Origin of the sequence: Synechococcus sp. PCC 6717, assembly GCF_022698185.1 — a bacterium.
Lineage (GTDB): Bacteria > Cyanobacteriota > Cyanobacteriia > Thermosynechococcales > Thermosynechococcaceae > Thermosynechococcus > Thermosynechococcus lividus.
Map to the genome: position 1 here is coordinate 1 of NZ_JAKLTV010000027.1, position 22,422 is coordinate 22,422.

21 protein-coding genes and 1 other RNA gene are annotated in these 22,422 nt (G+C 53.6%); 14 read left to right on the forward strand and 8 right to left on the reverse strand.

Annotated features, from left to right (window positions below):
• The first annotated feature begins 714 nt into the window (after positions 1–714).
• Positions 715–1,095, forward strand: coding sequence for a cupin domain-containing protein (locus tag L5470_RS10495; protein ID WP_499499894.1), 381 nt, complete (start codon positions 715–717; stop codon positions 1,093–1,095).
• Here L5470_RS10495 and L5470_RS10500 read toward each other — a convergent pair.
• Positions 1,092–2,897 carry a cyclic nucleotide-binding domain-containing protein gene (locus L5470_RS10500; protein WP_499499896.1) on the reverse strand — a complete coding sequence of 602 codons (1,806 nt, stop codon included), beginning with the start codon at positions 2,895–2,897 and terminating at the stop codon, positions 1,092–1,094. The genes L5470_RS10495 and L5470_RS10500 overlap by 4 nt on opposite strands.
• Positions 2,894–3,379: an ankyrin repeat domain-containing protein gene (locus L5470_RS10505; RefSeq protein ID WP_099798797.1), complete on the reverse strand. Its 486-nt coding sequence runs from the start codon at positions 3,377–3,379 to the stop codon at positions 2,894–2,896. Before L5470_RS10505 ends, L5470_RS10500 begins: the two co-directional genes overlap by 4 nt.
• A gap of 358 nt (positions 3,380–3,737) precedes the next feature.
• Between L5470_RS10505 and L5470_RS10510 the strand changes: the two genes are divergently transcribed.
• On the forward strand, positions 3,738–4,142 hold the full coding sequence (locus L5470_RS10510; protein ID WP_099798796.1) for an NIL domain-containing protein: 405 nt from the start codon (positions 3,738–3,740) through the stop codon (positions 4,140–4,142).
• A gap of 71 nt (positions 4,143–4,213) precedes the next feature.
• On the opposite strand, the gene L5470_RS10515 is transcribed toward L5470_RS10510, so the two are convergent.
• Entirely contained in the window at positions 4,214–5,521 is a 1,308-nt protein-coding gene (locus L5470_RS10515) for an aminopeptidase P N-terminal domain-containing protein (RefSeq protein WP_099799867.1), read from the reverse strand.
• Positions 5,522–6,327: 806 nt separating this feature from the next.
• Between L5470_RS10515 and uvrB the strand changes: the two genes are divergently transcribed.
• The 8 genes from uvrB to L5470_RS10555 all read left to right on the forward strand — a co-directional run bounded on the left by uvrB (position 6,328) and on the right by L5470_RS10555 (position 12,620).
• Positions 6,328–8,346, forward strand: coding sequence for an excinuclease ABC subunit UvrB (uvrB, locus tag L5470_RS10520; protein WP_099798795.1), 2,019 nt, complete (start codon positions 6,328–6,330; stop codon positions 8,344–8,346).
• A 150-nt stretch (positions 8,347–8,496) separates the two neighbouring features.
• Positions 8,497–9,006 carry an allophycocyanin subunit beta gene (gene apcB, locus L5470_RS10525; RefSeq protein ID WP_099798794.1) on the forward strand — a complete coding sequence of 170 codons (510 nt, stop codon included), beginning with the start codon at positions 8,497–8,499 and terminating at the stop codon, positions 9,004–9,006.
• A gap of 87 nt (positions 9,007–9,093) precedes the next feature.
• Entirely contained in the window at positions 9,094–9,573 is a 480-nt protein-coding gene (gene ispF / locus L5470_RS10530) for a 2-C-methyl-D-erythritol 2,4-cyclodiphosphate synthase (protein ID WP_099798793.1), read from the forward strand.
• 55 nt (positions 9,574–9,628) lie between these two features.
• The gene (locus tag L5470_RS10535) at positions 9,629–10,504 is read left to right on the forward strand and encodes a 3'(2'),5'-bisphosphate nucleotidase CysQ family protein (protein WP_227517635.1); all 876 of its coding nucleotides are present in this window, start codon (positions 9,629–9,631) and stop codon (positions 10,502–10,504) included.
• Positions 10,505–10,533: 29 nt separating this feature from the next.
• Positions 10,534–10,630: signal recognition particle sRNA small type (gene ffs, locus L5470_RS10540), an RNA gene on the forward strand.
• Between the two features lie 22 nt (positions 10,631–10,652).
• Positions 10,653–11,297: a bifunctional phosphoribosyl-AMP cyclohydrolase/phosphoribosyl-ATP diphosphatase HisIE gene (gene hisIE / locus L5470_RS10545; RefSeq protein ID WP_099798792.1), complete on the forward strand. Its 645-nt coding sequence runs from the start codon at positions 10,653–10,655 to the stop codon at positions 11,295–11,297.
• Positions 11,298–11,409: 112 nt separating this feature from the next.
• Positions 11,410–11,754: a photosynthetic/respiratory NAD(P)H-quinone oxidoreductase subunit M gene (gene ndhM / locus L5470_RS10550; RefSeq protein WP_099798791.1), complete on the forward strand. Its 345-nt coding sequence runs from the start codon at positions 11,410–11,412 to the stop codon at positions 11,752–11,754.
• Between the two features lie 2 nt (positions 11,755–11,756).
• A complete protein-coding gene (locus L5470_RS10555; protein WP_499499901.1) occupies positions 11,757–12,620 on the forward strand; it encodes a metal ABC transporter permease in 864 nt (287 codons plus the stop codon).
• On the opposite strand, the gene tsaD is transcribed toward L5470_RS10555, so the two are convergent.
• On the reverse strand, positions 12,571–13,617 hold the full coding sequence (gene tsaD, locus L5470_RS10560) for a tRNA (adenosine(37)-N6)-threonylcarbamoyltransferase complex transferase subunit TsaD (RefSeq protein ID WP_499499903.1): 1,047 nt from the start codon (positions 13,615–13,617) through the stop codon (positions 12,571–12,573). The genes L5470_RS10555 and tsaD overlap by 50 nt on opposite strands.
• A 153-nt stretch (positions 13,618–13,770) precedes the next feature.
• Here tsaD and L5470_RS10565 point away from each other — a divergent pair, with 153 nt between their 5' ends.
• Entirely contained in the window at positions 13,771–14,847 is a 1,077-nt protein-coding gene (locus L5470_RS10565) for a Fe(3+) ABC transporter substrate-binding protein (protein WP_499499905.1), read from the forward strand.
• A gap of 282 nt (positions 14,848–15,129) precedes the next feature.
• On the forward strand, positions 15,130–15,588 hold the full coding sequence (locus L5470_RS10570) for a hypothetical protein (RefSeq protein ID WP_198406202.1): 459 nt from the start codon (positions 15,130–15,132) through the stop codon (positions 15,586–15,588).
• 111 nt (positions 15,589–15,699) lie between these two features.
• On the opposite strand, the gene L5470_RS10575 is transcribed toward L5470_RS10570, so the two are convergent.
• A complete protein-coding gene (locus L5470_RS10575) occupies positions 15,700–17,487 on the reverse strand; it encodes an N-acetylmuramoyl-L-alanine amidase (RefSeq protein ID WP_499499908.1) in 1,788 nt (595 codons plus the stop codon).
• Positions 17,488–17,734: 247 nt separating this feature from the next.
• Between L5470_RS10575 and L5470_RS10580 the strand changes: the two genes are divergently transcribed.
• Positions 17,735–18,262, forward strand: coding sequence for a metal-binding protein (locus L5470_RS10580; RefSeq protein WP_499499910.1), 528 nt, complete (start codon positions 17,735–17,737; stop codon positions 18,260–18,262).
• A gap of 1 nt (position 18,263) precedes the next feature.
• Here the strand turns inward: L5470_RS10580 and L5470_RS10585 are convergent, their stop codons facing one another.
• From L5470_RS10585 to L5470_RS10595, 3 genes are all read right to left on the reverse strand, one after another.
• A complete protein-coding gene (locus tag L5470_RS10585) occupies positions 18,264–18,506 on the reverse strand; it encodes a DUF6439 family protein (protein ID WP_099798783.1) in 243 nt (80 codons plus the stop codon).
• Positions 18,507–18,607: 101 nt separating this feature from the next.
• On the reverse strand, positions 18,608–19,738 hold the full coding sequence (ribD, locus tag L5470_RS10590; protein ID WP_499499913.1) for a bifunctional diaminohydroxyphosphoribosylaminopyrimidine deaminase/5-amino-6-(5-phosphoribosylamino)uracil reductase RibD: 1,131 nt from the start codon (positions 19,736–19,738) through the stop codon (positions 18,608–18,610).
• A gap of 25 nt (positions 19,739–19,763) precedes the next feature.
• On the reverse strand, positions 19,764–20,078 hold the full coding sequence (locus L5470_RS10595) for a DUF6679 family protein (RefSeq protein WP_099798781.1): 315 nt from the start codon (positions 20,076–20,078) through the stop codon (positions 19,764–19,766).
• A gap of 292 nt (positions 20,079–20,370) precedes the next feature.
• On the opposite strand from L5470_RS10595, the gene dnaK reads away from it, so the two are divergent.
• Entirely contained in the window at positions 20,371–22,401 is a 2,031-nt protein-coding gene (gene dnaK, locus L5470_RS10600) for a molecular chaperone DnaK (RefSeq protein ID WP_499499925.1), read from the forward strand.
• The last annotated feature ends 21 nt before the right edge of the window (positions 22,402–22,422 follow it).

A 22,422-nucleotide genomic window follows, 5' to 3' on the forward strand; every position in this document is an offset into this window, starting at 1 on the left:
GCCATTCTTGACTTCTCCCCTCCTTGAAAGAGAGGGGATTCCCAAAGGATGCTACGCAACGGGCTGAAGCCGCGTTGCTTCGCTTTTCCCTTGAGCTGTCACCCACAACTTAATGCGGGTGGGGGCAGTCAAAGACCCCCTACTCACCTCAAGCATCTCTGCTATTGGGACTACGTTTATGTTTCGGTTCGTGGTTTCGCACTTTTCAACACTAGCKAGTCCGATCTGCTCAACATCCTGCCATTGCTTGCAGTGGTTTAGGCTTGCCGCCAAAGCGGTAGTGACTTACTTGCCGGGATCTCTCCGTACTAGGATGTTTYTTCGCGTAGTTGATACGCCTACTTTCCACGTCTCTAGTTTAACACATAGAGAGGGCTAAAGCCCCCTGAGTTGGCTGTACCCCTCCGCTTTAGCGAGGGGATACAGCCAACTCAGGGGGCTTTAGCCCTCTCTATGTGTTAAACTAGAGACGTGGAAAGTAGGCGTATCAACTACGCGAAGAAACATCCTAGTACGGAGAAATTCCGGCAAGTAAGTCACTACCGCTTTGGCGGCAAGCCTAAACCACTGCAAGCAATGGCAGGATGTTGAGCGTATCTAATTGGCTAGTGTTGAAAAGCGCGAAACCACGAACCGAAACATAAACGTAGTCCCAATAGCAGAAATGCTTGAGGTGAGTAGGGGGTCTTTGACTGCCCCCACCCGCATTAAGTTGTGGGTGACAGCTCAAGGGAAAAGCGAAGCAACGCGGCTTCAGCCCGTTGCCTAGCATCCTTTGGGAATCCCCTCTCTTTCAAGGAGGGGAGAAGTCAAGCTGGCAGTGGCTTGACCATTCACATGATCACCCCCAGCGGTGTCTATGAGCGACTCCCCCTAGGGATCAACGTTGAAGACGGTGAGCAACTCCAGCAAGTAGTACCAGCAACCGCATGGTTTGGTGCCACCGTGAATGATCCCAACACCTTTAGCCTTGTGGGTTGCACAGTCGCACCCGGCTTCGATTTTCGGGATTTCCGCCTAGCAAGCCGTCACCACCTGCAACAGCAGTTTCCCCAGCACCATGACCTCATTAGCCAGTTAACCCCTGCAGCCTAAACGCTAAACAACGTGCGCAGCCGTTGTCGAATCCAGTGCAATGGCGGCAGCGATGGTGTACCTTTACCATTCATGCCCGCTAAGCCCAACTCTTGGAGAACCTGCTGCCGTGCCGCTAGCTCATGGGCAATGTCCTCTGCCAGTTGGGGTTGTGCCTGTAGCAAGCGTTGTACCGCTCCTCGATGGACAACAAAGAGGATGGTATCTTCAAGGGTTCGCACAGTGGCCGATCGCGGCATCCCCGTCAGCACAGCAATCTCACCAAAAAAATCACCTTGGTAAAGGGTTGCCAAAATTTGATCCAAGTGCTCAGAGCGCACCTCCACGGATCCTTCTAAAACAATGTAAAAGGCATCGCCAGGATCTCCCTCACGGAAAATGATCTCCCCCACATCGTAAAATCGGCGCGTCCCTAGCTCAATCAGCATTTGCAAATCAGCATTGGAGCAGCGGGTAAAACAACTCATGTTGCGCAGCAGATCCGATAGTGGCGGCAGGGGGCTGGCTGATTTCGGTTTGGGTTTGGCCACACTGGTGCTTGCTTCTGTTACCTCTGCCAACTCAGACGCTGGGGTTGACCGGCGATAATAGCGGGTGATAGCCCGTAAATCCCCGACATCTCGCAGGCGCAGGTCTAGTTGTGGAAATGGGATTTCAATGTCCCGCTGCCGCAACTCTTGCTCAATTAAGAAATTCAAAGCACTTTTAATGGGTTCCGAGTCTTGAGGGCGATTAATCCATACCAATAGCTCAAAGACATAGGCACTCTCGCCAAAACTACGAAACCACACACTGGGGGGTGGACTGAGCAGCACACGGGGATCCTGACGTGCAGCACTAAGAAGCGCCTCTGTCACCAAAACAGTATCACTGCCGTAGGCAACGTTCACGGGAATGTGAATGCGGCTATCCGGACTACCATAACTCCAATTGACAACGTTCTTTTCAATGAAGCGGTTGTTGGGCACAATAACGTACTGGCTATCATTGGTGCGAATGATGGTGGCACGAATCGAAATTTTTTCCACTGTGCCCAGCAAGCCATCCACTTCAATAAAATCACCCACTTTGATGGGATGCTCTAGCAGAATTGCTAAGCCACTAATAAAGTTACTCGCTAAATTTTGTAAACCAAAACCAAACCCAATTCCGAGCACCCCAGCCAAGACTGTTAGTGAGCTAAGGTCAATCCCAGCGGTTTGTAAAACAATGATAAAACCAACAAAACTGAGACTGTAGCTCACCACTCGGGTAATGGTTTCCTGACTACCGCGATCCACTCGTAGTTGAATTAAGATGCGGTTTTTAATCCATTCACTGACCCAACGGGAGGTGAAAATAACTGTAATGGATAGAAAAAGGATGATAAAGAGGAAGTTCAGGGTGATTTCAGTCTGCCCCAATTGCATAAAGGGGGTATTAAAAATCACAGAAATCTTTTGTAGCAAGAAAGAAGTGATACTATCGATGCGATCGTGCCAAGGGGACAAACTTTCTACTGACTGTAATACCCAAGAGAGGACTAATGACCACAGCAGAATGCGCAGGATCAAGCGGATCAGACTACTACCTAGGCTAAGCCATGGCTGCGCTGTAGTGACCAGTAGTTGATTTAGCCGCTCTTGTAGGTATTTCCATCCCAGTTGAATCAGTAGCCAATCACTAAAGATGGCAATTGCAACAATACCCACAATTTGCAATGCCTCAAACATGGCAAATCGTAAGCGTTCAGTTCGAGCAACCTGAGCCAGCAAAAGACTTGCAGGAGCCGTTGCTAAAAATAAGCCGACGTATTTAATCATGATTTCAGTTGTTGTGCCCGCGCTGCTTTAATGACCTCAACCACCTTAGTTTGTTTCCCGTCCAGTGCCCACACCAAGGCTGTCCACGAGTTGTGATCCTTAGCATCCAGATCAGCCCCTGCGGCAATGAGTTGCTGCGCGGTGGCTGCTTGTCCTTTGGCTGCCGCAGCCATTAGAGGGGTCAGTCCAAACTCGGTCTTGGCGTTGACATCTGCCCCTGCGGTAAGTAGAAGTTCGACAATGGCGGTGAATCCTCCTCCTGCAGCTGCCATTAACGGTGTCCAGCCTTCACTATCGCTCTGATTCACCATCGCACCCGCCGCTAGTAATACCTTTACGATTTCTGTATGCCCCAGTTCAGCGGCGATGGCAAGGGGCATCACGCCTGCATCATTTGCAATATTGGGGTTAGCACCACTGGCGATCGCCCCTATCACTGCACTTAAATCACCGTTTTCAATTGCTGAGAACAGCTCACTCATCGTTATGCAACTGAGACCTTACAACAACTTGAGTAACTTGCTTGTGCACTCCCCGACACTCATTGTTATGGAATAGAGCACGGGCTTCCAACTATCTCTACCGTAATGAACTTTCGCCCATACTGCTTTAGTCTTACACAGTACTCCCAAGTTCAGCAGCACGACCTGTAAGTCTTCATTTGGGTACGGTCTGATCGTGACGGCTTTAAGGATTAGGGCAAGCCGAATTCACGATAAATAGCCTACCGCAGATTGCTGCCGCAATTCATCTCGCGCTTCAATCAAAGATTTGAACAAAGATTTGAAGCGGCGGATTCTTGCGGGTTATGCTAAAGGGGTAGGTTAAGGGCATCATCCTTTGAAAAAGCGAGTGACCTTGACGTTTCCGCGACGAACGATTCAAATGCCTGTCACCTATCGACTGGCAAAAGATTTTAATATTGCTGCAAATATTATCCGTGCTCAAGTTGCCCCTAACCAAGTGGGCAAACTAGTCCTAGAACTAGCGGGAGATATTGATCAGATGGAGGCCGCACTAGATTGGTTGCGGCAGCAGAATATTGAGGTCTCCCTTGCAAGTCGTGAAATTGTGATTGATGAGCAGGCCTGTGTTCACTGTGGCTTATGCACGGGCGTGTGTCCAACCCAAGCCCTCACGCTGCATCCAAAAACATTTCAGCTACAGTTTACGCGCTCCCGTTGTATTGTTTGCGAGCAGTGCGTTGCTGCATGTCCAGTTGAGGCGATTCACACTAATTTTTAACTTAGTGCTGTAGAATTCTCTATCCGCCTATAGGGCGGGGTAGTTTACTGTGTCCAATAAAAATCCACCACTTACTTGGGAACTGCGGCGGTCAGCACCTCGCAACCGGTTGTAGTCACAAGGACATCATCTTCAATGCGCACCCCAATGCCCCGCCAGCGATCGTCAATGTCTGGCTGCCCCTCGGTAGGGGTAGCTTCAGGATGAATGTAGATCCCGGGTTCAACCGTCAGGACTTGGCCGGGTTGCAGGGTTACCCATGTCTCTTTGTTGTGTTTGTACAGCCCCACATCATGTACATCTAAGCCGAGCCAGTGACCGGTGCCGTGCATAAAAAAGGTGCGGTACGCTTGACTATTGGTCTCTTTCCCCTCATTGATCAAGGTGTCTATGTCGCCTTGCAGTAACCCTAAGTCCACTAACCCTTCAACAATCACACGCACGGCAGCATCGTGGATGTGGTTGTAGGGATGGCCGGGTTTGACCTGGGCGATCGCCGCCTGTTGTGCCGCTAGAACAAGGTCATAAATCGCTTTTTGCTCCCCTTTGAACTGGCCGCTGACCGCAAAGGTGCGGGTGATGTCGGCATTGTAGTACTGGTAAGCACAGCCCGCATCAATCAACAGCAGATCCCCTGCCTGCATTTGCCGTTGATTTTCCGTGTAGTGCAAGACACAGGCATTGGCACCAGAGGCCACAATAGACGGGTAGGCAGCGCCATCCCCACCCCTGAGGCGAAATATATGCTCGATCTCTGCTTGAATTTCGTACTCCCAGCGTCCGGGGGCGGCGATCTCGTTTGCCCGCTGGTGCGCTTCAACCGTGATGGCGATCGCCCGCCGCATCAACTCCAGCTCTGCTGGCGACTTAATTTGCCGCATGGGCGCAAGAATTAAGCTGGGGTCAGCAATAGCGCGTGGACCTGTTCCCCGTTTTGGCAGCGTCGCTAATAGGCGTTGATAGTGCTTGAGAATTTTCTGGTTAAACGCCTCGTGATGGCCAAAGTGATAGTACAGCGTATCACCCGTTTCTAGATAGTGGCTTAGGTGCTGGTCTAGCTCCCCAATGGGATACACTGCATCTGCGCCCAACTGCTCTTTGGCCGCCTCAACCCCCAAGCGTGCGCCAGTCCAAATTTCTTGGCTAAGATCTTTCGGCTGCACAAAAAGAACATAGCGGTGCTCAGGGTGACTCGGGGCGAAAACTGCCACTGCCTCCGGTTCATTAAACCCCGTCAAATAGTAAAAGTTACTTTCTTGGCGAAAGTTATAGTCCACATCATTGTGCATAATGGCACGGGGCGCACTACAAAAAACTGCTACACCAGTGCCCAGTTTTTCTAAAAACTGCTGCTGCCGCTGCCGATACTCTGCTTTCATGGCATTTCCGTAAGTGGACAGCATGGCGCGATCGCCCTGCCCCATCGTGAACGGTAGTGGTGGGGGCGGAGGGACTTGAACCCTCACGACTTGTTTAAGGTCAACGGATTTTCATCCTCCTGACGCTTTCGCGACCACCCCAAGGTGTTGAGGATTGGACTCTCCCTTTACCCGCGTAGAATGCCTACGGTGGGGTAGCTCCCGTCGAGTCTCTGCACCTTCCGCGTTCATCGATAATCGCCGTACTGACAGAGCCTGCCAAACAAGCGATCGCCCCTGATGAACTCGGCTTGGCTCAGGATTGCCATATTTGCCAAGGGCAAACGTAGGTTTCCCTGAGTTTGAGAGCAGTCACTTAATAGATTTCTCTACTAAGGCTCAATTTCTTAAGTCCGCAGCGTCTACCATTCCGCCACGCCCCCTTAAGTACCGTTAATATACCACCTTGAGCAAAGGGGATGCAATTTGCAGCCCCCCAAGAAATTGGCATCTAGCCACGCAGCGCTGCCCAACGATTGATTAGCTGTTCGATACAGCCCCCATTTGGCTCATTTTCCAGAGGGGTTCCAGCCGTTGGGTTTTTCACCGTAGTTAGGCACCTCATCCCCATCCAGAAAACTTGCCTGAGAGCTATAGGCCTCGCCAACCTCAAAAAACTGGCGGCTCTCCCGCTAGTGCAGTGATAATTTTTACTAATTAGATAAAGCAAACTAACAAACTTTTCCAAAAATTGTTGAAATTTACAAAGCTAGGGGAATTTTCGGCGATTGAGTTAAGGTATGAGCTAGAGAGTAAAGGCATCATCCATGCAGACTGCACTGTTTCGTCTCCATGCCCCCTTTGAACCGACCGGTGATCAACCCCAAGCCATTCGCAAACTGGTGGCGGGGGTTCAGGCAGGGCATCGCTTTCAAACTCTTTTGGGGGCAACGGGTACCGGCAAAACCTACACCATTGCCCGAGTCATTGAGGAGATTGGCCGCCCCACCCTAGTCCTAGCCCATAACAAAACCCTTGCCGCCCAGTTATGCAACGAGTTGCGGTCGTTTTTCCCTGAGAATGCCGTCGAGTACTTCATCTCCTACTACGACTACTACCAGCCGGAAGCCTATCTCCCCGTCACCGATACCTACATTGAAAAAAGTGCCTCCATTAACGAAGAAATTGATATGCTGCGGCACTCCGCCACCCGTTCCCTGTTTGAACGGCGGGATGTTATCGTCGTTGCCTCTATTAGCTGTATCTATGGCTTAGGGATTCCTGCTGAGTACCTCAAAGCAGCCGTGACCCTAGAAGTCGGTATCGAGACCGATCTGCGGCAACTGTTGCGGCAGTTGGCTACGATTCAGTACAGCCGCAATGATGTGGAATTGGGGCGAGGGCGCTTCCGGGTGAAAGGGGACGTGCTAGAAATTGGCCCAGCCTATGAAGATCGGATTATTCGGGTGGAATTTTTTGGCGATGATATTGAGGCCATCCGCTATGTTGACCCGCTGACGGGGGAAACGCTGCAAAGTGTCGATCGCCTGAGCATTTATCCGGCCAAGCACTTTGTCACGCCCAAAGAACGCCTTGAGGCGGCCTGTGACGCTATCAGGGAGGAACTAAAGGCTCAGGTGGCCTATTTGGAATCGCAAAATAAGCTGCTGGAGGCGCAGCGGCTGGAGCAGCGCACTCGCTATGACCTAGAAATGCTTCAGGAGGTGGGCTACTGCAATGGGGTGGAAAATTACTCGCGCCACCTTGCTGGACGCCAAGCTGGGGAGCCACCGGAGTGTTTACTAGATTATTTCCCTGAGGACTGGTTACTGGTGGTGGATGAGTCCCACGTGACTGTTCCTCAAATTCGCGGCATGTTTAACGGTGACCAAGCTCGCAAAAAGGTGCTGATTGACCATGGCTTTCGCCTCCCTAGCGCTGCGGATAACCGTCCCCTCAAGGCGGACGAGTTTTGGGGCAAGGTGAACCAGTGTATTTTTGTCTCTGCTACCCCTGGGGATTGGGAGCTGGCGGTGTCTGACGGTCGGGTTATTGAGCAGATTATTCGCCCCACAGGAGTAGTGGATCCAGAAATCTTTGTCCGTCCTACCCATGGCCAAGTAGATGATCTCTACGCGGAAATTCGTGAGCGCTGCGATCGCCACGAGCGGGTCTTGGTGACCACCCTGACAAAGCGGATGGCCGAAGATCTCACAGAGTATTTTCAGGAGCGCCACGTGCGGGTGCGCTATCTCCACTCGGAAATTAATGCCATCGAGCGCATTGAAATTCTCGAAGCCCTCCGCCAAGGGGACTTTGATGTGCTTATTGGCGTGAACCTGCTGCGGGAAGGCTTAGACTTGCCCGAAGTCTCCCTCGTGGCCATTCTCGATGCCGATAAGGAAGGATTCCTGCGGGCGGAGCGATCGCTGATTCAAACCATTGGCCGCGCCGCTCGCCATGTGCGGGGTCAAGCAATACTCTACGCCGACACCTTAACCGACAGTATGCAAAAGGCCATTCAGGAAACGGAACGCCGCCGCCGCATTCAACTAGCCTATAACCAAGCCCACGGCATTACCCCCCAACCCATTCTCAAGAAAACCAGCAACGCGATTTTGGCGTTTCTGGATGTCTCGCGCCGTTTGCATGCTGAGCCAGTCCCAGTCATTCCCAGCCAGGATTTGGCAGCACTTAGCTTAGAGGATATCCCGCAAATTATCCAAGATCTCGAAGCCAAAATGAAAGCGGCTGCCCACGAGCTGGCCTTTGAAGAGGCCGCCCGCTATCGGGATCAGATTAAACGCCTGCGCGATCGCCTCGTCGGACACTCGTCAAATTATTAACTTTTGTAATAGTTCGCAACAGTCCGTAAACGGAGGCGAAGGCGGGGAATCCCTTGCATGGTAAGCTAAGTACGATTTTAGATCCGCGCAATTTAGGCTGGCGTTAGGGTTGACGCTAGTTTTTACCAGTTCTAGGAGTAAGAAAAACCTATGCGTGATGCCGTCACCACACTGATCAAAAACTATGACTCCACCGGTCGCTACCTCGATCGCAATGCTGTTGACAGTCTGCGCTCCTACTTTAACTCAGGTTCGGTACGGGTCAAGGCGGCGGCAGTGATCAATGCAAATGCTGCTGCCATCGTCAAGGAAGCGGGTTCAGCCCTGTTTGCAGAGCAACCGGAACTGATTCAACCCGGGGGCAATGCCTACACCACCCGTCGCTACGCCACCTGTTTGCGGGATATGGACTACTACCTCCGCTATGCCACCTATGCCTTGGTAGCAGGAGATGTGGATGTGCTGAATGAGCGCGTCCTCGAAGGGCTGCGGGAAACCTATAACTCCCTAGGCGTGCCCATCGGTCCAACGGTGCGCGGCATTCAAATTATGAAGGAAATTGTGCGCGATCGCGTTGCCGCGGCAGGGATTGAAGAGACCAGTGTTGTGGAGCAACCCTTTGACTATATGTGTCGGCAACTCAGCGAAGTCAATATCTAATTCAATCTTTGTAGGATTCTGCAACAATAAAGGGCGATAGTTCAGTTTTAGCACGCTGGGCGATCGCTCTTTTGAGATGTTTGCAGTATGAATATTCGCATTGGTAACGGCTACGATATTCACCAGCTCGTGACAGGACGACCCCTCATTTTGGGAGGCGTAGAACTGGAGCATCCCCTTGGCCTATTGGGGCACAGCGATGCCGATGTGCTGACCCACGCCATTATGGACGCGCTGCTAGGTGCCCTAAGCCTCGGTGATATTGGGCATTATTTTCCCCCCAGCGATCCCCAGTGGGCTGGAGCAGATAGCCAAGTGCTGCTCAAGAACGTGGCCGAGCTCATCTACAGCCGTGGTTGGCAGGTGGGCAACATTGATGCCGTGGTGGTGGCAGAGCGGCCCAAACTTAAACCCTACCTAGCACAAATGCGCGATCGCCTTGCAGCAACCCTCGGCATTACGGGCGATCAGATTAGTATTAAAGCAACAACCAACGAAAAACTTGGCCCTGTGGGTCGAGAGGAAGGTATTGCTGCCTACGCAGTGGCACTGCTGCAACAGCGATAGTCACCCGACCTCAGGGAAACCTACGGCATACTGAGGGGGACACTGAAACTGAACTATGACCTCAACACCTCCGGTAACCCCCAGTCAAATTTGGCAAATTAACCAACTGCTGCGGCAAGCGGGACAGCGGGCACGCCAACTCGCTCAGCAGCCCTTTGATGTCATTGAAAAAGGGCGACAGGATTTTGCCACCAGCATTGATCGGTTTTTAGATCGCCTCCTCAGCCAAAAATTCCGCACCTGGTTTCCAGAGGATGGCATCATTAGCGAAGAAAATGCTGACTCCCAAGCGGTCTTTCAGGAACGCAAGGCGCGCTATTGGCTCATCGACCCCCTAGATGGCACCGACGATCTGATTCACCATCGCCATGGCTACTCCCTGATGGTGGGGCTATTGGAGCACTACACACCCGTGGCAGGCTGGATCTATGCCCCCAATCAAGATCACCTTTACTACGGTGGCAAAGATTGGGGACTGTTACAAATGAGCAGCGGTGGACCGCCGGTGCCCCTCCTGCCAATTTGTCCACCCCCCCCTACCCAGAGCTATTGCCCAGTGATGATTGGTTATCGCGACTACCGCACCTACGGTGACGCCATTCATGGCTTGCTCCCCGAAGTTCAGTTTCAGTTTTTGGGCAGTTTTGGTCTTAAGGTCATTGAAGTCATTTTAGGGCGGGCAGGACTGTACCTGTACCTGAATCAGCGGGTGAAACTCTGGGATACAACGGCTCCGTTGGCCTTGGCTACCGCCGCAGGGCTGGTGTGTACCGATTTGGCCGGCAACCCCCTCCGCTTTGATGCCGATGCCTTGCAGGGACAAACCCTTGCCCACCAGCAGCCGATTCTGATTGGTTGGCCTGAGTACATTGCCGCGTTGCGATCGCCCCTTGTGGACGCCATTACCGCAGTGCAGCGGGGAGTCGGTTAAGGCTAGCGCGCTGTGGTAACATAGTCAATGGCTCGGAATCATGCGATCGCAACGCCTAAACCTTGTCAGGTCCGGAAGGAAGCAGCAATACAGGATGCTTGTGGTAGGCGTGATCTCCGGGTCATCCTGTGACTGCTATGAATCCTCCATGAGTGCTCCTGCCTTTAGTCTCCCCCTTGATCAGATTGCGTACGATGAGCGGGGGTTGGTGCCAGCAATTGTCCAAGACTATTTAGACGGCACAGTGCTCATGATGGCATGGATGAATCGTGAATCGTTGCAAAAAACCCTAGAAACTGGGCGGACATGGTTTTGGAGCCGCTCGCGTCAGGAACTCTGGCCAAAGGGAGAAACCTCCGGTCATGTGCAGTGGCTCAAAAGTATTCGCTATGACTGCGATAGTGATGCTCTACTCCTGAGTGTGCAGCAAGTTGGGCGCATTGCCTGCCACACTGGTGAGCGCAGTTGCTTTCACCGTCACGGTGCCTTGGGCGAACAGATTGAGCCACCCCCTGCTGATACGCTGTCCCAATTGTACGATGTCATTTGTCAGCGGCGCGATCGCCCCCAGCCAGACTCCTACACCTGTAGCTTGTTTGCCGCAGGAGATAATAAAATCCTCAAAAAACTGGGGGAAGAAACCGTTGAGGTGGTTATGGCCTGCAAAGAGGATGACCCCGAGGCGATCGCCGCTGAAGCGGCTGATTTGTTTTATCACCTGCTTGTGGCCTTAGCTCACCATAAGGTTCCCCTGCACCAAGTCTATGAGCAGTTGCAACTCCGTCGCCGCTAGAGCGCTTAATATTACTCCTTTTTGGGAGAACCATCAAATTTTCTAAAGAAGCGTTCAAGCAGTTCTTGGTATAGTGAGAGGTATTGCCGCTACTGCACTCAGCTTCTACCCTATGCTACTCAAGTCAACCACACGCCACATTCACCTCTACGCCGGTTACGTCCTTGATGGCGAGGTGCACCCCGACACAGAAACCTTGACCCTCAATGTCGATCCAGATAACGAACTGGAATGGAATGATGCGGCTCTTGCTAAAGTAGAAGCCAAGTTTCAGGAGCTCGTGGCCAATGCCGCCGGCGAAGAGTTAACCGAGTACAATCTGCGGCGGATTGGTTCCGACCTAGAGCACTTTGTGCGTGCCCTGCTGATGCAAGGGGAGGTGGCCTATAACCTCAATAGCCGCGTGCGCAACTACAGCCTCGGCATTCCCCGTGTGGCTGGCTCCCCAGCCCCATAGCCATGGTGGCCTTACAAGCCATATTTGAGCGGGTGATTGATCTGTTCCAATTACCCTTCATGCAGCGAGCACTCTTGGGCGGGATCTTTACCGGAGCGATGGGGGGTGCCCTCGGTAGCTTTACAATTTTGCGGCAGTTGTCGTTTTTTWGCGATGCCCTTGGGCATTCCGCCTTACTGGGGATTAGCTTAGGCGTGGTCTTCGGTATCAATCCATCGCTGGTTCTGCTGCCCTTTGCTGTTATTTTTGCGTTGGTCGTCACCTATCTTTTAGAGCGCACTCGTCTGTGGACTGATGCACTGCTCAATATTATCTATTCCGCTTCCCTTGCCTTAGCCATTCTGCTCCTAACGTTCGCCGATCGCTATCGCGGTGGTCTGAACAACTTACTGTTTGGGGATATTCTGGCGGTGCAACAACAGGACTTAATGTTGAGCGGGTTCCTTTGCGGCATTGTCTGCCTCTTTGTGATCTTGACTCTGCGGGTGCAGCTATTAATTACGGTGAATGAAACCTTGGCGGTGGCACGGGGGGTGGCTGTGCGCCTACAACGATTGCTATTTATTACCCTGTTGGCGTTGGTGGTGGCAGTCTCTATTAAAACCGTAGGGGTACTGCTCATTAGTGCCTTTGTTGTTATTCCTGCCTGTGGTGCGCGGCTGTGGACGCAGCAGTTCGCCTACTATGTGCTCTTGGCGAGCGCAGTGGGTGTGGGCACGGCGATCGCTGGCATCCTGATGTCCGCTGCGTTTAATTTGCCTTCGGGGCCGAGTATTGTGGCCTGTCAACTCGGCTTCTTTTTGCTGTCAATGCTGGTTAGCGCCCGTACAACTGCCCAAGCTCCAGTAAACTCAGGCGAGACTTAGCCCCTAAGCTCAGGGGCGATCGCTCCCCTTGCCGCACATGATCCGCCGCCGCACAACCAATCATGGCGGCATTGTCGGTACACAGGCGCAAGGGTGGAAAAATAAGGCGGATTCCCAAGGGGGTGGCCGCAGCGGTTAAGTACTGCCGCAGTCCGGAGTTCGCTGCCMCCCCACCGCCAATTGCCAGGGTTGTGAATCCATGATCCACCGCAGCGGCGATCGCCCGCTTCGTCAGGGCGTGGGCAACTGCTTTCTGAAAACTAGCGGCAATATCGGCCACCGGTAAGTTGTCACCATGGGTGTCGCGCAGTTGGCTCACCAGTCGCGCCACCGCTGTTTTCAGGCCACTAAAACTGGAATCGTAGGGGTGAACCTTGCCATTGGCTAAGGAAATATTCCCCTCCGGTAGCGTAAAGGCATCGGGATTACCGCTCTGTGCCAAGCGATCCATCATAGGCCCACCGGGGTACCCTAACCCCAGCAGCCGGGCAACCTTGTCATAGGCCTCACCAGCCGCATCATCGCGGGTTTGACCAAACAGTTGGTACTGACCACAGCCATAGACCCCAATCAGACTAGTGTGCCCCCCCGATACCAGCAAACACAAAAAGGGTGGCTCAAGGGTCGGTTCCGCCAAGTAGGAGGCGTACAGGTGCCCCTCGAGGTGGTGAATCCCCACTAGGGGTTTGTGGTGCACCATGGCAAGGGTTTTAGCGGCCGTAACCCCAATGAGTAATGACCCCACTAGCCCGGGGGCGCAGGTAACAGCAATGGCATCAATAGCGGCCCAGTCGCAGTGGGCTTCAGCCATGGCAGTGGCAATGACTCCATTAATGTTTTGCAAATGAGCACGGGATGCCACCTCAGGCACAACGCCGCCAAAGGGTTCATGGGCGCTGATTTGCGAGGCAATCACATTACTTTCAATGTGGCGATCGCGCACGACAGCGGCAGCCGTTTCATCACAACTGGTTTCAATGGCAAGGATGCAAACCATCAGAAATTTTAGGCAGTGTAGAACACGGTATTCTGAACATTCCCCATCATAAACGCTCGGCGCTTGTGTCACATACTTGCTAATAACTTGCAAAAAGGCAAATCCTCAGACTACAATGGCTTTCAGCCTTATTTTTAGGAGAAATTCTCAACTATGGACAAAATTGCCCGCCGTGCATTATTAGGGATGGGAGCGGGGGCAGCAGCTTACCTTGCTCACCATGCGCTAAATCAAGGCTCTGAGTCTAGCATGGCACAGGAGCGTTTGGCACAGGCAGGTCGTGTCATTAACGTCTATTCAGCGCGGCACTATGATACTGACAAAGCCCTGTACAACGGCTTTACGCAGCAAACGGGTATCCGTGTCAACCTCATCGAAGCTGAAGCCGATGCCCTAATCGAGCGGATTCGCAGTGAAGGGAGTCGCAGCCCAGCGGATGTTCTAATTACCGTTGATGCCGGACGTTTGTGGCGTGCTCAACAAGCAGGKATTTTGCAACCGGTTCAGTCGCGCACATTGACGAGTGTTGTCCCAGCCAACCTTCGAGAGCCACAAGGGCATTGGTTTGGGTTGTCACGGCGGGTGCGAGTGCTCATCTACGACAAATCAAAGGTCAACCCTAGCCAGCTCTCAACCTACGAGAATCTAGCTAATGCGCGATGGCGCGGCCAAGTCCTTACCCGCACCTCCACCAATGTCTATAATCAGTCTCTGACGGGGTCACTCTTAGCAATTCATGGTGCTCCAAAAACAGAGCAGTGGGCACGGGGCTTAGTCCAGAACTTTGCACGGTCACCGCAAGGCAATGATACCGATCAAATTCGTGCCTGTGCTGCCGGAGTGGGCAGTGTGGCAATTGCAAACCACTACTATTTGGCTCGCTTAATAGCCTCTAATAAACCAGAAGATCAAGAAGTCGCCAATAAAGTTGCCCTATTTTTCCCAAATCAGCGGGATCGTGGCGCCCACGTCAATATCTGTGGAGCCGGGGTAGTGGCTGGTGCCCCCAACCGTCAAGCAGCCATTCAATTTCTAGAATACTTGGTTAGCCCTAAAGCCCAAGAAATGTTTGCGATGGCTAACTATGAGTATCCGGTACGTTCTGGGGTACCGCTCCATCCCATTATTCAACGGTTTGGTAATTTCCGTGGCCAAAATGTGAACGCCGCCGTGTTCGGGCGAAATAATGCCGAAGCACTACGGATCATGGATCGCGCTGGTTGGCGATAGCTGTAGTTGCTACTGATCATCGGCACAATCCGGAGGCTGGGAGATTAGGTATCCCCCAGCTTTTTTTGACTCTACCTGCACTCAAAGTGCAACGATCAGAGTGTAACGATATGAGCAGTGGTGCATCTTCCCAAGATGCTAAGAAAGCGGCACAGTACTACCGCGTTTCCCATAGTGGCAACTTTAGAATAAACCTAAGCAAAAATGATTAAAGCCTAGCAGCCCGTCTAGGAGTCCTCACTGTTGCCGAAGTTAGACCTGTCTGGAGAGTAACCGATGAGAATGAGATTTGCCCCGCTGGTGGCCGTGGTGATGTTGGCGGCAGTTGTAGCTCCGGCCACTGCCCAAAGCCGTCGCCAACCTGTGAACCCGCAGATGTATCCGGTGACCCGTCCTACGCTTCCCCAAGCTTTTGAGCGCATTGATGGAACTCAAAACTATTGGGTGGATGAGTCGATCGCTGGGGATGCCATGTTTGTGTTTGGCACGCCAACCTACCGCGATAATGACATCATCAATCGGGGTCGCCGCATTCACTATGTCTCTAATGATGCGTGGTATCAGCAGTCTAATGCCCCTGCAATTCGTACCCGTGACTTGGATAGTCCTTTCTGTACATCGATGTATGGCACTCCCTATCCCTGTAATTTAGCGGTAGAAACGCCATTACCACCGCCACAGCCTATCTTCTTTGCACCACCCCCGCCGATGCCAGCACCACCGGTGCGCGCACTCTACTAGTCGGCTGAATCTTCACCCTATGAACGGATAGATTGAGAACCCCCACCAGTTATTTTATAAACCTGAATTGATCAATTTTTGTCCACAGTCAATGGGTTCCTTGCTGCTAGTTTAACGTCCTTGGAGAAAGTTAAGAATCCCGCGGGCGATCGCCTGCGCCATTTGGGTACGCCATGCGGGATTACTGAGGTTAGCGGCATCTTCAGCACCAGTCACAAAGCCCGTTTCCACAAGAGCTGCATCCATGGAGGTATTGCGAATCACGTAAAAGCGGGCAGCCCTGACGCCGCGATCGCGCACATTGAGAGAACTGAGGATACTGTTTTGAATCGCGGCGGCTAAGCGACTCGACTTCCCGGGGGCGTAGTAGGTCTCCACACCATTCACATCGGGGCGCGCCATGCTGATGGCATTGGCATGGATACTGACAAAGGCGTTTGCCCGTGCCCGCTCCGCCATACTCACGCGGGGGGCAAGCTCTAGGTCAATGTCACTGGTGCGGGTGAGGATCACCTGAACTCCCTGTTGTTGTAGGAATTGAGCCACCTGTTGGCTAATGTCTATGACAATATCTTTCTCGCGAATGCCGCCAATCCCAATAGCACCGGCATCGCTACCGCCATGGCCAGGATCAATCACGACCACGTAGCGACCCCGAGGAACAGGCTGGCTGGGAAATTGGCTCGTGGGGGTGGGGGGCACTTGAATGGGCGTGGTGGCACTGGGCGGTGGTTCCCCTGCCCCCTGAAGTTGGACGATAAAGGATTCGGCAGAGAGTGCCCGCGGGCCAAGGATACGGAAGTTGGGCGCGGGGGTCAGCAAAATCGTAACGGTCTGGTTGTCTTCTTGGCGTACCTGAATGTCACTCAGGGGGCTGCCAGGCACTAAGCGTGGTTCGCGGATATTGCCTAACTGTGCTTGGCGCAGGCGAATGCGATAGCTGTTGCCCTCCCAGCCGACACTATAGAAGACAGTGCGATCGCCTTGGATCAGTAACTCTCGTCCCCCTAAATCAATTCGTTGAATCGTTGTAAGGGGCGTTTGGGCAGTGGCAGCGGGTATTGCGCTAGGGCGGGAGGGGGTTGGCGGGCTAATCGCAGTGGTGGTGGGGCTAATGACAAACCCATCGTTGCGGGAAGTGATTTGCCAGTCCCCGTCCTGAGGGTTAATCTCCAGAGTGATCAGGACTTGCCGACCCTGGGGGCGAATTTCGGCACGGACGCGATCGCGACCAAAGCGGCGTAGTTCTAAGCGGCGCGGGTTAAAGTTGCGGATCAGTTCACTATTACTGAGCAAAATTTCAATGCGATTACGGCGAGGACGGCGGAGTGTATAGCTACCATCCGGCAGGGGGCGATCGGTCATCACCATAAAGCCAGTGGCATCGCTTTGCCAACTGCGTACCTGTAGGGGGGTTACCGTCCTTGGTGAGGGTGCCGTCGGCGCAGGCGCAGGGGTGGGTGCTGGGGGTGTGCTGGTTTGCTGTTGGGGTTGGGGGAGTTGGACTAACCAGTTATTGGCAGCTACCCCACGAAAGCGCACCTGCTGCGGATCGATCGTATAGCCTGCGGCGTACTCCACAACGATGCGGGTCGTTTGGGGGTCAAACTGCGCCACCCGAACCTGACGGATGGCACCGCTATAGTTTTGGCTGACCTGGGGGCTGCCGAGCACCACCCCGGGCAAATCAATCACCAAACGAGTCGGGTTATAAACTAGCTCCGCCCGCGGCTGCACCGCTCGCTCTGTGCGAATCTCCAGTTGGTTAGTGGTGGGGTTGAGTCGCCATAGGTATAAGCGGCTGGCCATGGCGGGTTGGCAGATCACAACAGCGGCTGCGGTACCGCACAATGTGCTCCACACGGTTTGAGATTGCCAGAAACGCCACTGTTTCTCCATTCACATCACTCCACCAACGAGGCACGACAACACGCTTACTTGACTGACTGCGCTACTAGATGAAACCTGCCTAGCGTACTCGAATAGGGACAGGCCTGTAAACTGGCACACCCTGCGATTAGATTTGCGCAGTTGCCCCTTTGCAGATTCAAATTTCAGCGCAGTTCCTCTAGGTTGACTTAGACGTATTCCGCGAGCGATGAGTTCGTCAACTGCATTGACCGCCTCTGGTCTCCGTAGTTCCCTTATGATTGATGCTGTAGGAATTCCCATGCCCAGTGGCCGCACCCACGATCGCCTGACTTGGATAGCCATTCCCGTGATTGGGTTTGGAGTGAGTGCACTCACCAAGGATTGGCGCTGGGGGGCGATCGCCAGCAGTAGTTTTGGGGTGGGGGGCTTTTTACTTAGCCCAGACCTAGATACCGCCTCTTTACCCTACTATCGCTGGGGTATCCTACGGGGAATATGGCACCCCTACCAAAGGCTGTTTCGCCACCGTTCCGTCTGGACCCACGGCCCCATCCTTGGCACCCTAATTCGTTTGGTTTACTTAGGGCTATGGTTCGGCCTAGGAATCACCCTCTTGGCGTTGGGAATCTATGTAACGGGTTCCCTTGCCAATTGTTTAACTCTGGTGAAGCCGCTGCTGGCAGGGATCCCACGCCAAGACTGGCGCCTTTTTGGGGCGATCGCCCTCGGTTTAGAACTCTCTGCTCTGCTGCATATCGGCAGTGACACGGTGGTCTCCCAGTGGCGGCGGTGGCAACGCTAGCTTAGCGATGATGGGTGGGGCACGGCGGTGCGCTAATCGACCGATCCAGCCAACCCACTGCCTGCTGCAAGTGGGCGATCGCTTCGGTCTCCTCATCCTTGAGCAAATAGACCAGCCCCGCTGCCACCTGTTCTAGGGCACGGGCACGGCGGTTGTTTTTCAAACGGTGCCAGTCTTCGGGAGTAATTTTGAGCACCTCGAGCAAGGCAGTGGCCAATTCTTGGGCACTAGGTTTGGGTGTCATAGGCAAGTCCTGACAGAATCGACGCTACGTTGATGGACGCTCGCAATCATCTTTTGAGCCTAGGTTGCGGTGATGATTGCATGAGCAGGCGTGATCAATGGCTATGGCGCAGCAGATTTTGGGAGGTAGCCACTCACCAGAATATCTTGCCCCACTGTTTGCCATGTTACCTCCTCAAGGCAGAGTGCCTCACTCATTTTCTGGAGACCCAAATCTGCCACAGGAACGGGGGCACTGGTACCCCCAATGATTTTCGGAGCAATAAACGCCCAGATTTTTTGCACCATCCCCTCGGCGATCGCTGCTGCGGCTAAGGAACCACCGCACTCCCACAGCACAGTCATGATCCCGCGGTTGTACAGCTCCTTCATCAGCGTTGTTGGGGTGAGCACTGGCCGGCAGACCACCTCAACCCCACAAGCCTCTAAGTGCGGCACTAAGGGATGATCCGCTGGAGCCGTAGTAACAACTAGGGTAGGCGCAACATCCGTTTGCCACAGGTAGGCATCTAGGGGGAGATCCAGATGACGGCTCATCACCACCCGCAGCGGCGTATGGGGATGGCGGGAGGTGAGGTGGGGGTTATCCCGCCGTACGGTATTGCCGCCAACAATGATTGCATCACATTCAGCGCGCAGTTGGTGAACCATGGCTCGCGCGGCTTCCCCACTAATCCAAGTACTATGGCCAGCACTGGAGGCAATTTTGCCGTCAAGGGTCATAGCGTACTTGAGAATACCAAAGGGGTGCGCGTTACGCACCCGATGTACAAAGGCTTCATTGAGCCGTTGACAGGCCGCTTCACATACCCCCACTGTCACCGCAATCCCCGCAGCCCGTAGGCGCTCAATCCCGGAGCCGGCCACCCGTGGATCGGGGTCAATCATCCCCACCACCACCCGGGGAATGCCTGCGGCAATAATCGCCTCGGTGCAGGGGGGGGTGCGGCCATAGTGATTGCACGGCTCTAGGTTCACGTAGAGGGTGGCATCCGTGAGTAAGGGGCGATCGCCGGCTGCCACACTCCGCAGTGCAAACACCTCAGCATGGGGTTCCCCCGCTTTGGGGTGAAATCCTTCACCAATAATTCGCTGCGCTGCCACAATTACACAGCCCACCAACGGATTGGGGGAGGTGTGCCCCCGTGCCTGCTCAGCCAGTTGCAGACACCGCTCCATGTAGAGGGCATCGGTAACAGTGGCATCAGCCAAGGGGACAGAATCGCAGCGCATAGATCAAGGGTAGCCTTGGGGCAGGTTAGCGTTCGTGCTCCGTTTCCGACGACTGCTTGGGCAATTGCTCCGCCTCTGGGCACTCCTCCGCCACCGGCAGGTCAGCATACCCCCGTGGAACCGCCGCTAAGCGACGGGAAATAGAACCAATACTCTCGATATTGACAATTTCCTCCCATGCACATACTTCATCGTCTTCATCGGTTTCGTAGCGAATGGTTACGACATTGCCCTCAATATCGACAATCCGCGCCCGATCAATGAGGCGCTGTTGATCCCGCAAGTAAATCCAGACTTCTTGGCCATCGGTGTAGAGTTGATAAAGCTTGCGGTGTAGCATAGGGTGATCTCCTTCTCGGAATTAGGCTTAGCAACAGTTCGGTATGCTTGCGCTTAAACCTCTTGCCTGCCATCTTAACCTCAGAGTTGGCAGCAAACAGCAATAGGCTAACGAATTTTGACCACGAGGGACACTCAGGTGTAGCGGTGGCAGAATGCAAAGCGGGGGTAAGGGGCGATTCTGACCCTCTTGAGTAGATCTCGTACAATCGAAGAAGCGTAACAAAGGGTAAATAATCCGCTACCATAACGCTATTCATTTATTCTAACCAGTGCGGAGTCGTTCAAACGGCATGGGCAAAATTGTTGGCATTGATCTGGGAACAACCAATTCCGTCGTTGCTGTACTGGAAGGGGGAAAACCCGTTGTGATTGCCAATGCGGAAGGATCCCGTACCACTCCCTCCGTGGTCGCCTTTGCTAAGGATAATGAGCGTCTGGTGGGGCAATTAGCGCGGCGACAGGCGGTGCTCAACCCCCAAAACACGTTTTATGGGGTGAAGCGATTCATTGGCCGTGACTATGCTGAACTGAGCCAAGAATTGAAGCGGGTGCCCTACACTATCCGGCGGGATGAATCGGGTAAAGTGCGCATCAAGTGTCCGCGGCTGCAAAAAGAGTTTGCACCGGAGGAAATTTCTGCCATGGTGCTGCGCAAGCTCGTGGAGGATGCCAGTCGCTACCTAGGCGAGCCAGTTACCGATGCGGTGATTACGGTACCGGCCTATTTTAATGATTCGCAGCGCCAAGCCACCCGCGATGCGGGGCGAATTGCGGGCTTGAATGTGCGCCGCATTATCAATGAACCCACGGCAGCAGCACTGGCCTACGGGTTAGATCGCCAGAAGGAGCAAACCATTTTAGTGTTTGACCTCGGGGGTGGCACCTTTGATGTGTCTATTCTGGATGTTGGCGATGGGGTGTTTGAAGTTAAGGCCACCAGTGGTGATTCCCAACTGGGGGGGAACGATTTTGATAAGTTAATTGTGGATTGGCTCGCGGAAGAGTTCTTAGCTAAGGAAGGGATTGATCTGCGGCGCGATCGCCAGTCGTTGCAACGGCTCACCGATGCTGCTGAAAAAGCAAAAATTGAGCTATCGGGGCTGCAAGAAACGAGTATCGATCTTCCCTTTGTCACCGCTACTGCTGAGGGGCCTAAACATATTGAAACAACCCTGAGTCGCCGCCAGTTTGAAAGCTTGAGCCAAGAGTTGCTCAAGCGCCTACGCTTTCCTGTAGAGCAAGCCCTGCGGGATGCCCTCCTCACCCCCTCTCAGATTGATGCGGTAGTACTGGTGGGCGGGGCAACGCGGATGCCCATGGTACAGGAGCTGGTTCGCCAGATGATTGGCCGTGAACCCAGCCAGAATGTCAACCCTGACGAGGTCGTGGCGGTGGGAGCCGCCATTCAGGCGGGGATTTTGGCCGGGGATATGAAGGATATTCTGCTGTTGGATGTGACTCCGCTCTCGTTAGGGGTGGAAACCATTGGCGGTGTCACCAAGGKGTTGATTCCGCGTAATACCACGATTCCGGTACGCCGTTCCGATATTTTCTCGACCTCTGAAAATAATCAAAGCCAAGTCGAAATTCATGTGGTTCAGGGCGAGCGCGAACTGGCAGAGCACAATAAGTCTCTGGGGCGCTTTAAGTTGACCGGGATTCCCCCTGCGCCGCGCGGTGTGCCACAAATTCAGGTGTCTTTTGACCTCGATGCCAATGGTCTGTTGCAGGTGGTGGCGTTGGATCGCTTTAGTGGCCGCGAGCAGAGCGTGGTGATTCAGGGGGCGTCGACCTTGGCAGAGGACGAGGTTCAGCAAATGCTTTTGGATGCGGAGGCCAATGCCGCCGGCGATCGCCAACGCCGCGATCGCGTGCAGAAGCGCAACCGTGCTCAGGATCTCATTAACCGTGCCGAGCGTCAGCTTCGCGAAGCCGCCCAAGAGTTTGGGTATCAGTTTGCGGCCAATCAGCGGCGCACCATTGAAGCCTTGGTGCGGCAACTGCAAGAGGGGATCCGCAATGATGACGATCGCCAGATTGATCTCACCTATGCGGCACTTGAGGAGCGCTTGTACGACTTTGTCCGCGAACTGCGCCTCAGTGAAGAGGAGGCTGAAGACGAGGAAGACCTGTTTAAGCTGCCGAACCTCAAAGAGGCTGTGAACAAAGGCTTAGAGGCTGTGCGTGGGCGCGATCGCCGCCGTGAATTGGAGGACACCGATAAGGACTGGAATCAACCGAGCCGCAGCAGCCGTCGCCGCAGCTACGAACAGCGGGGTGACTCAGCGGCATGGGATGATTGGGATGATGACGACTGGTAGAAAGAGACAAGTAGGAACTTA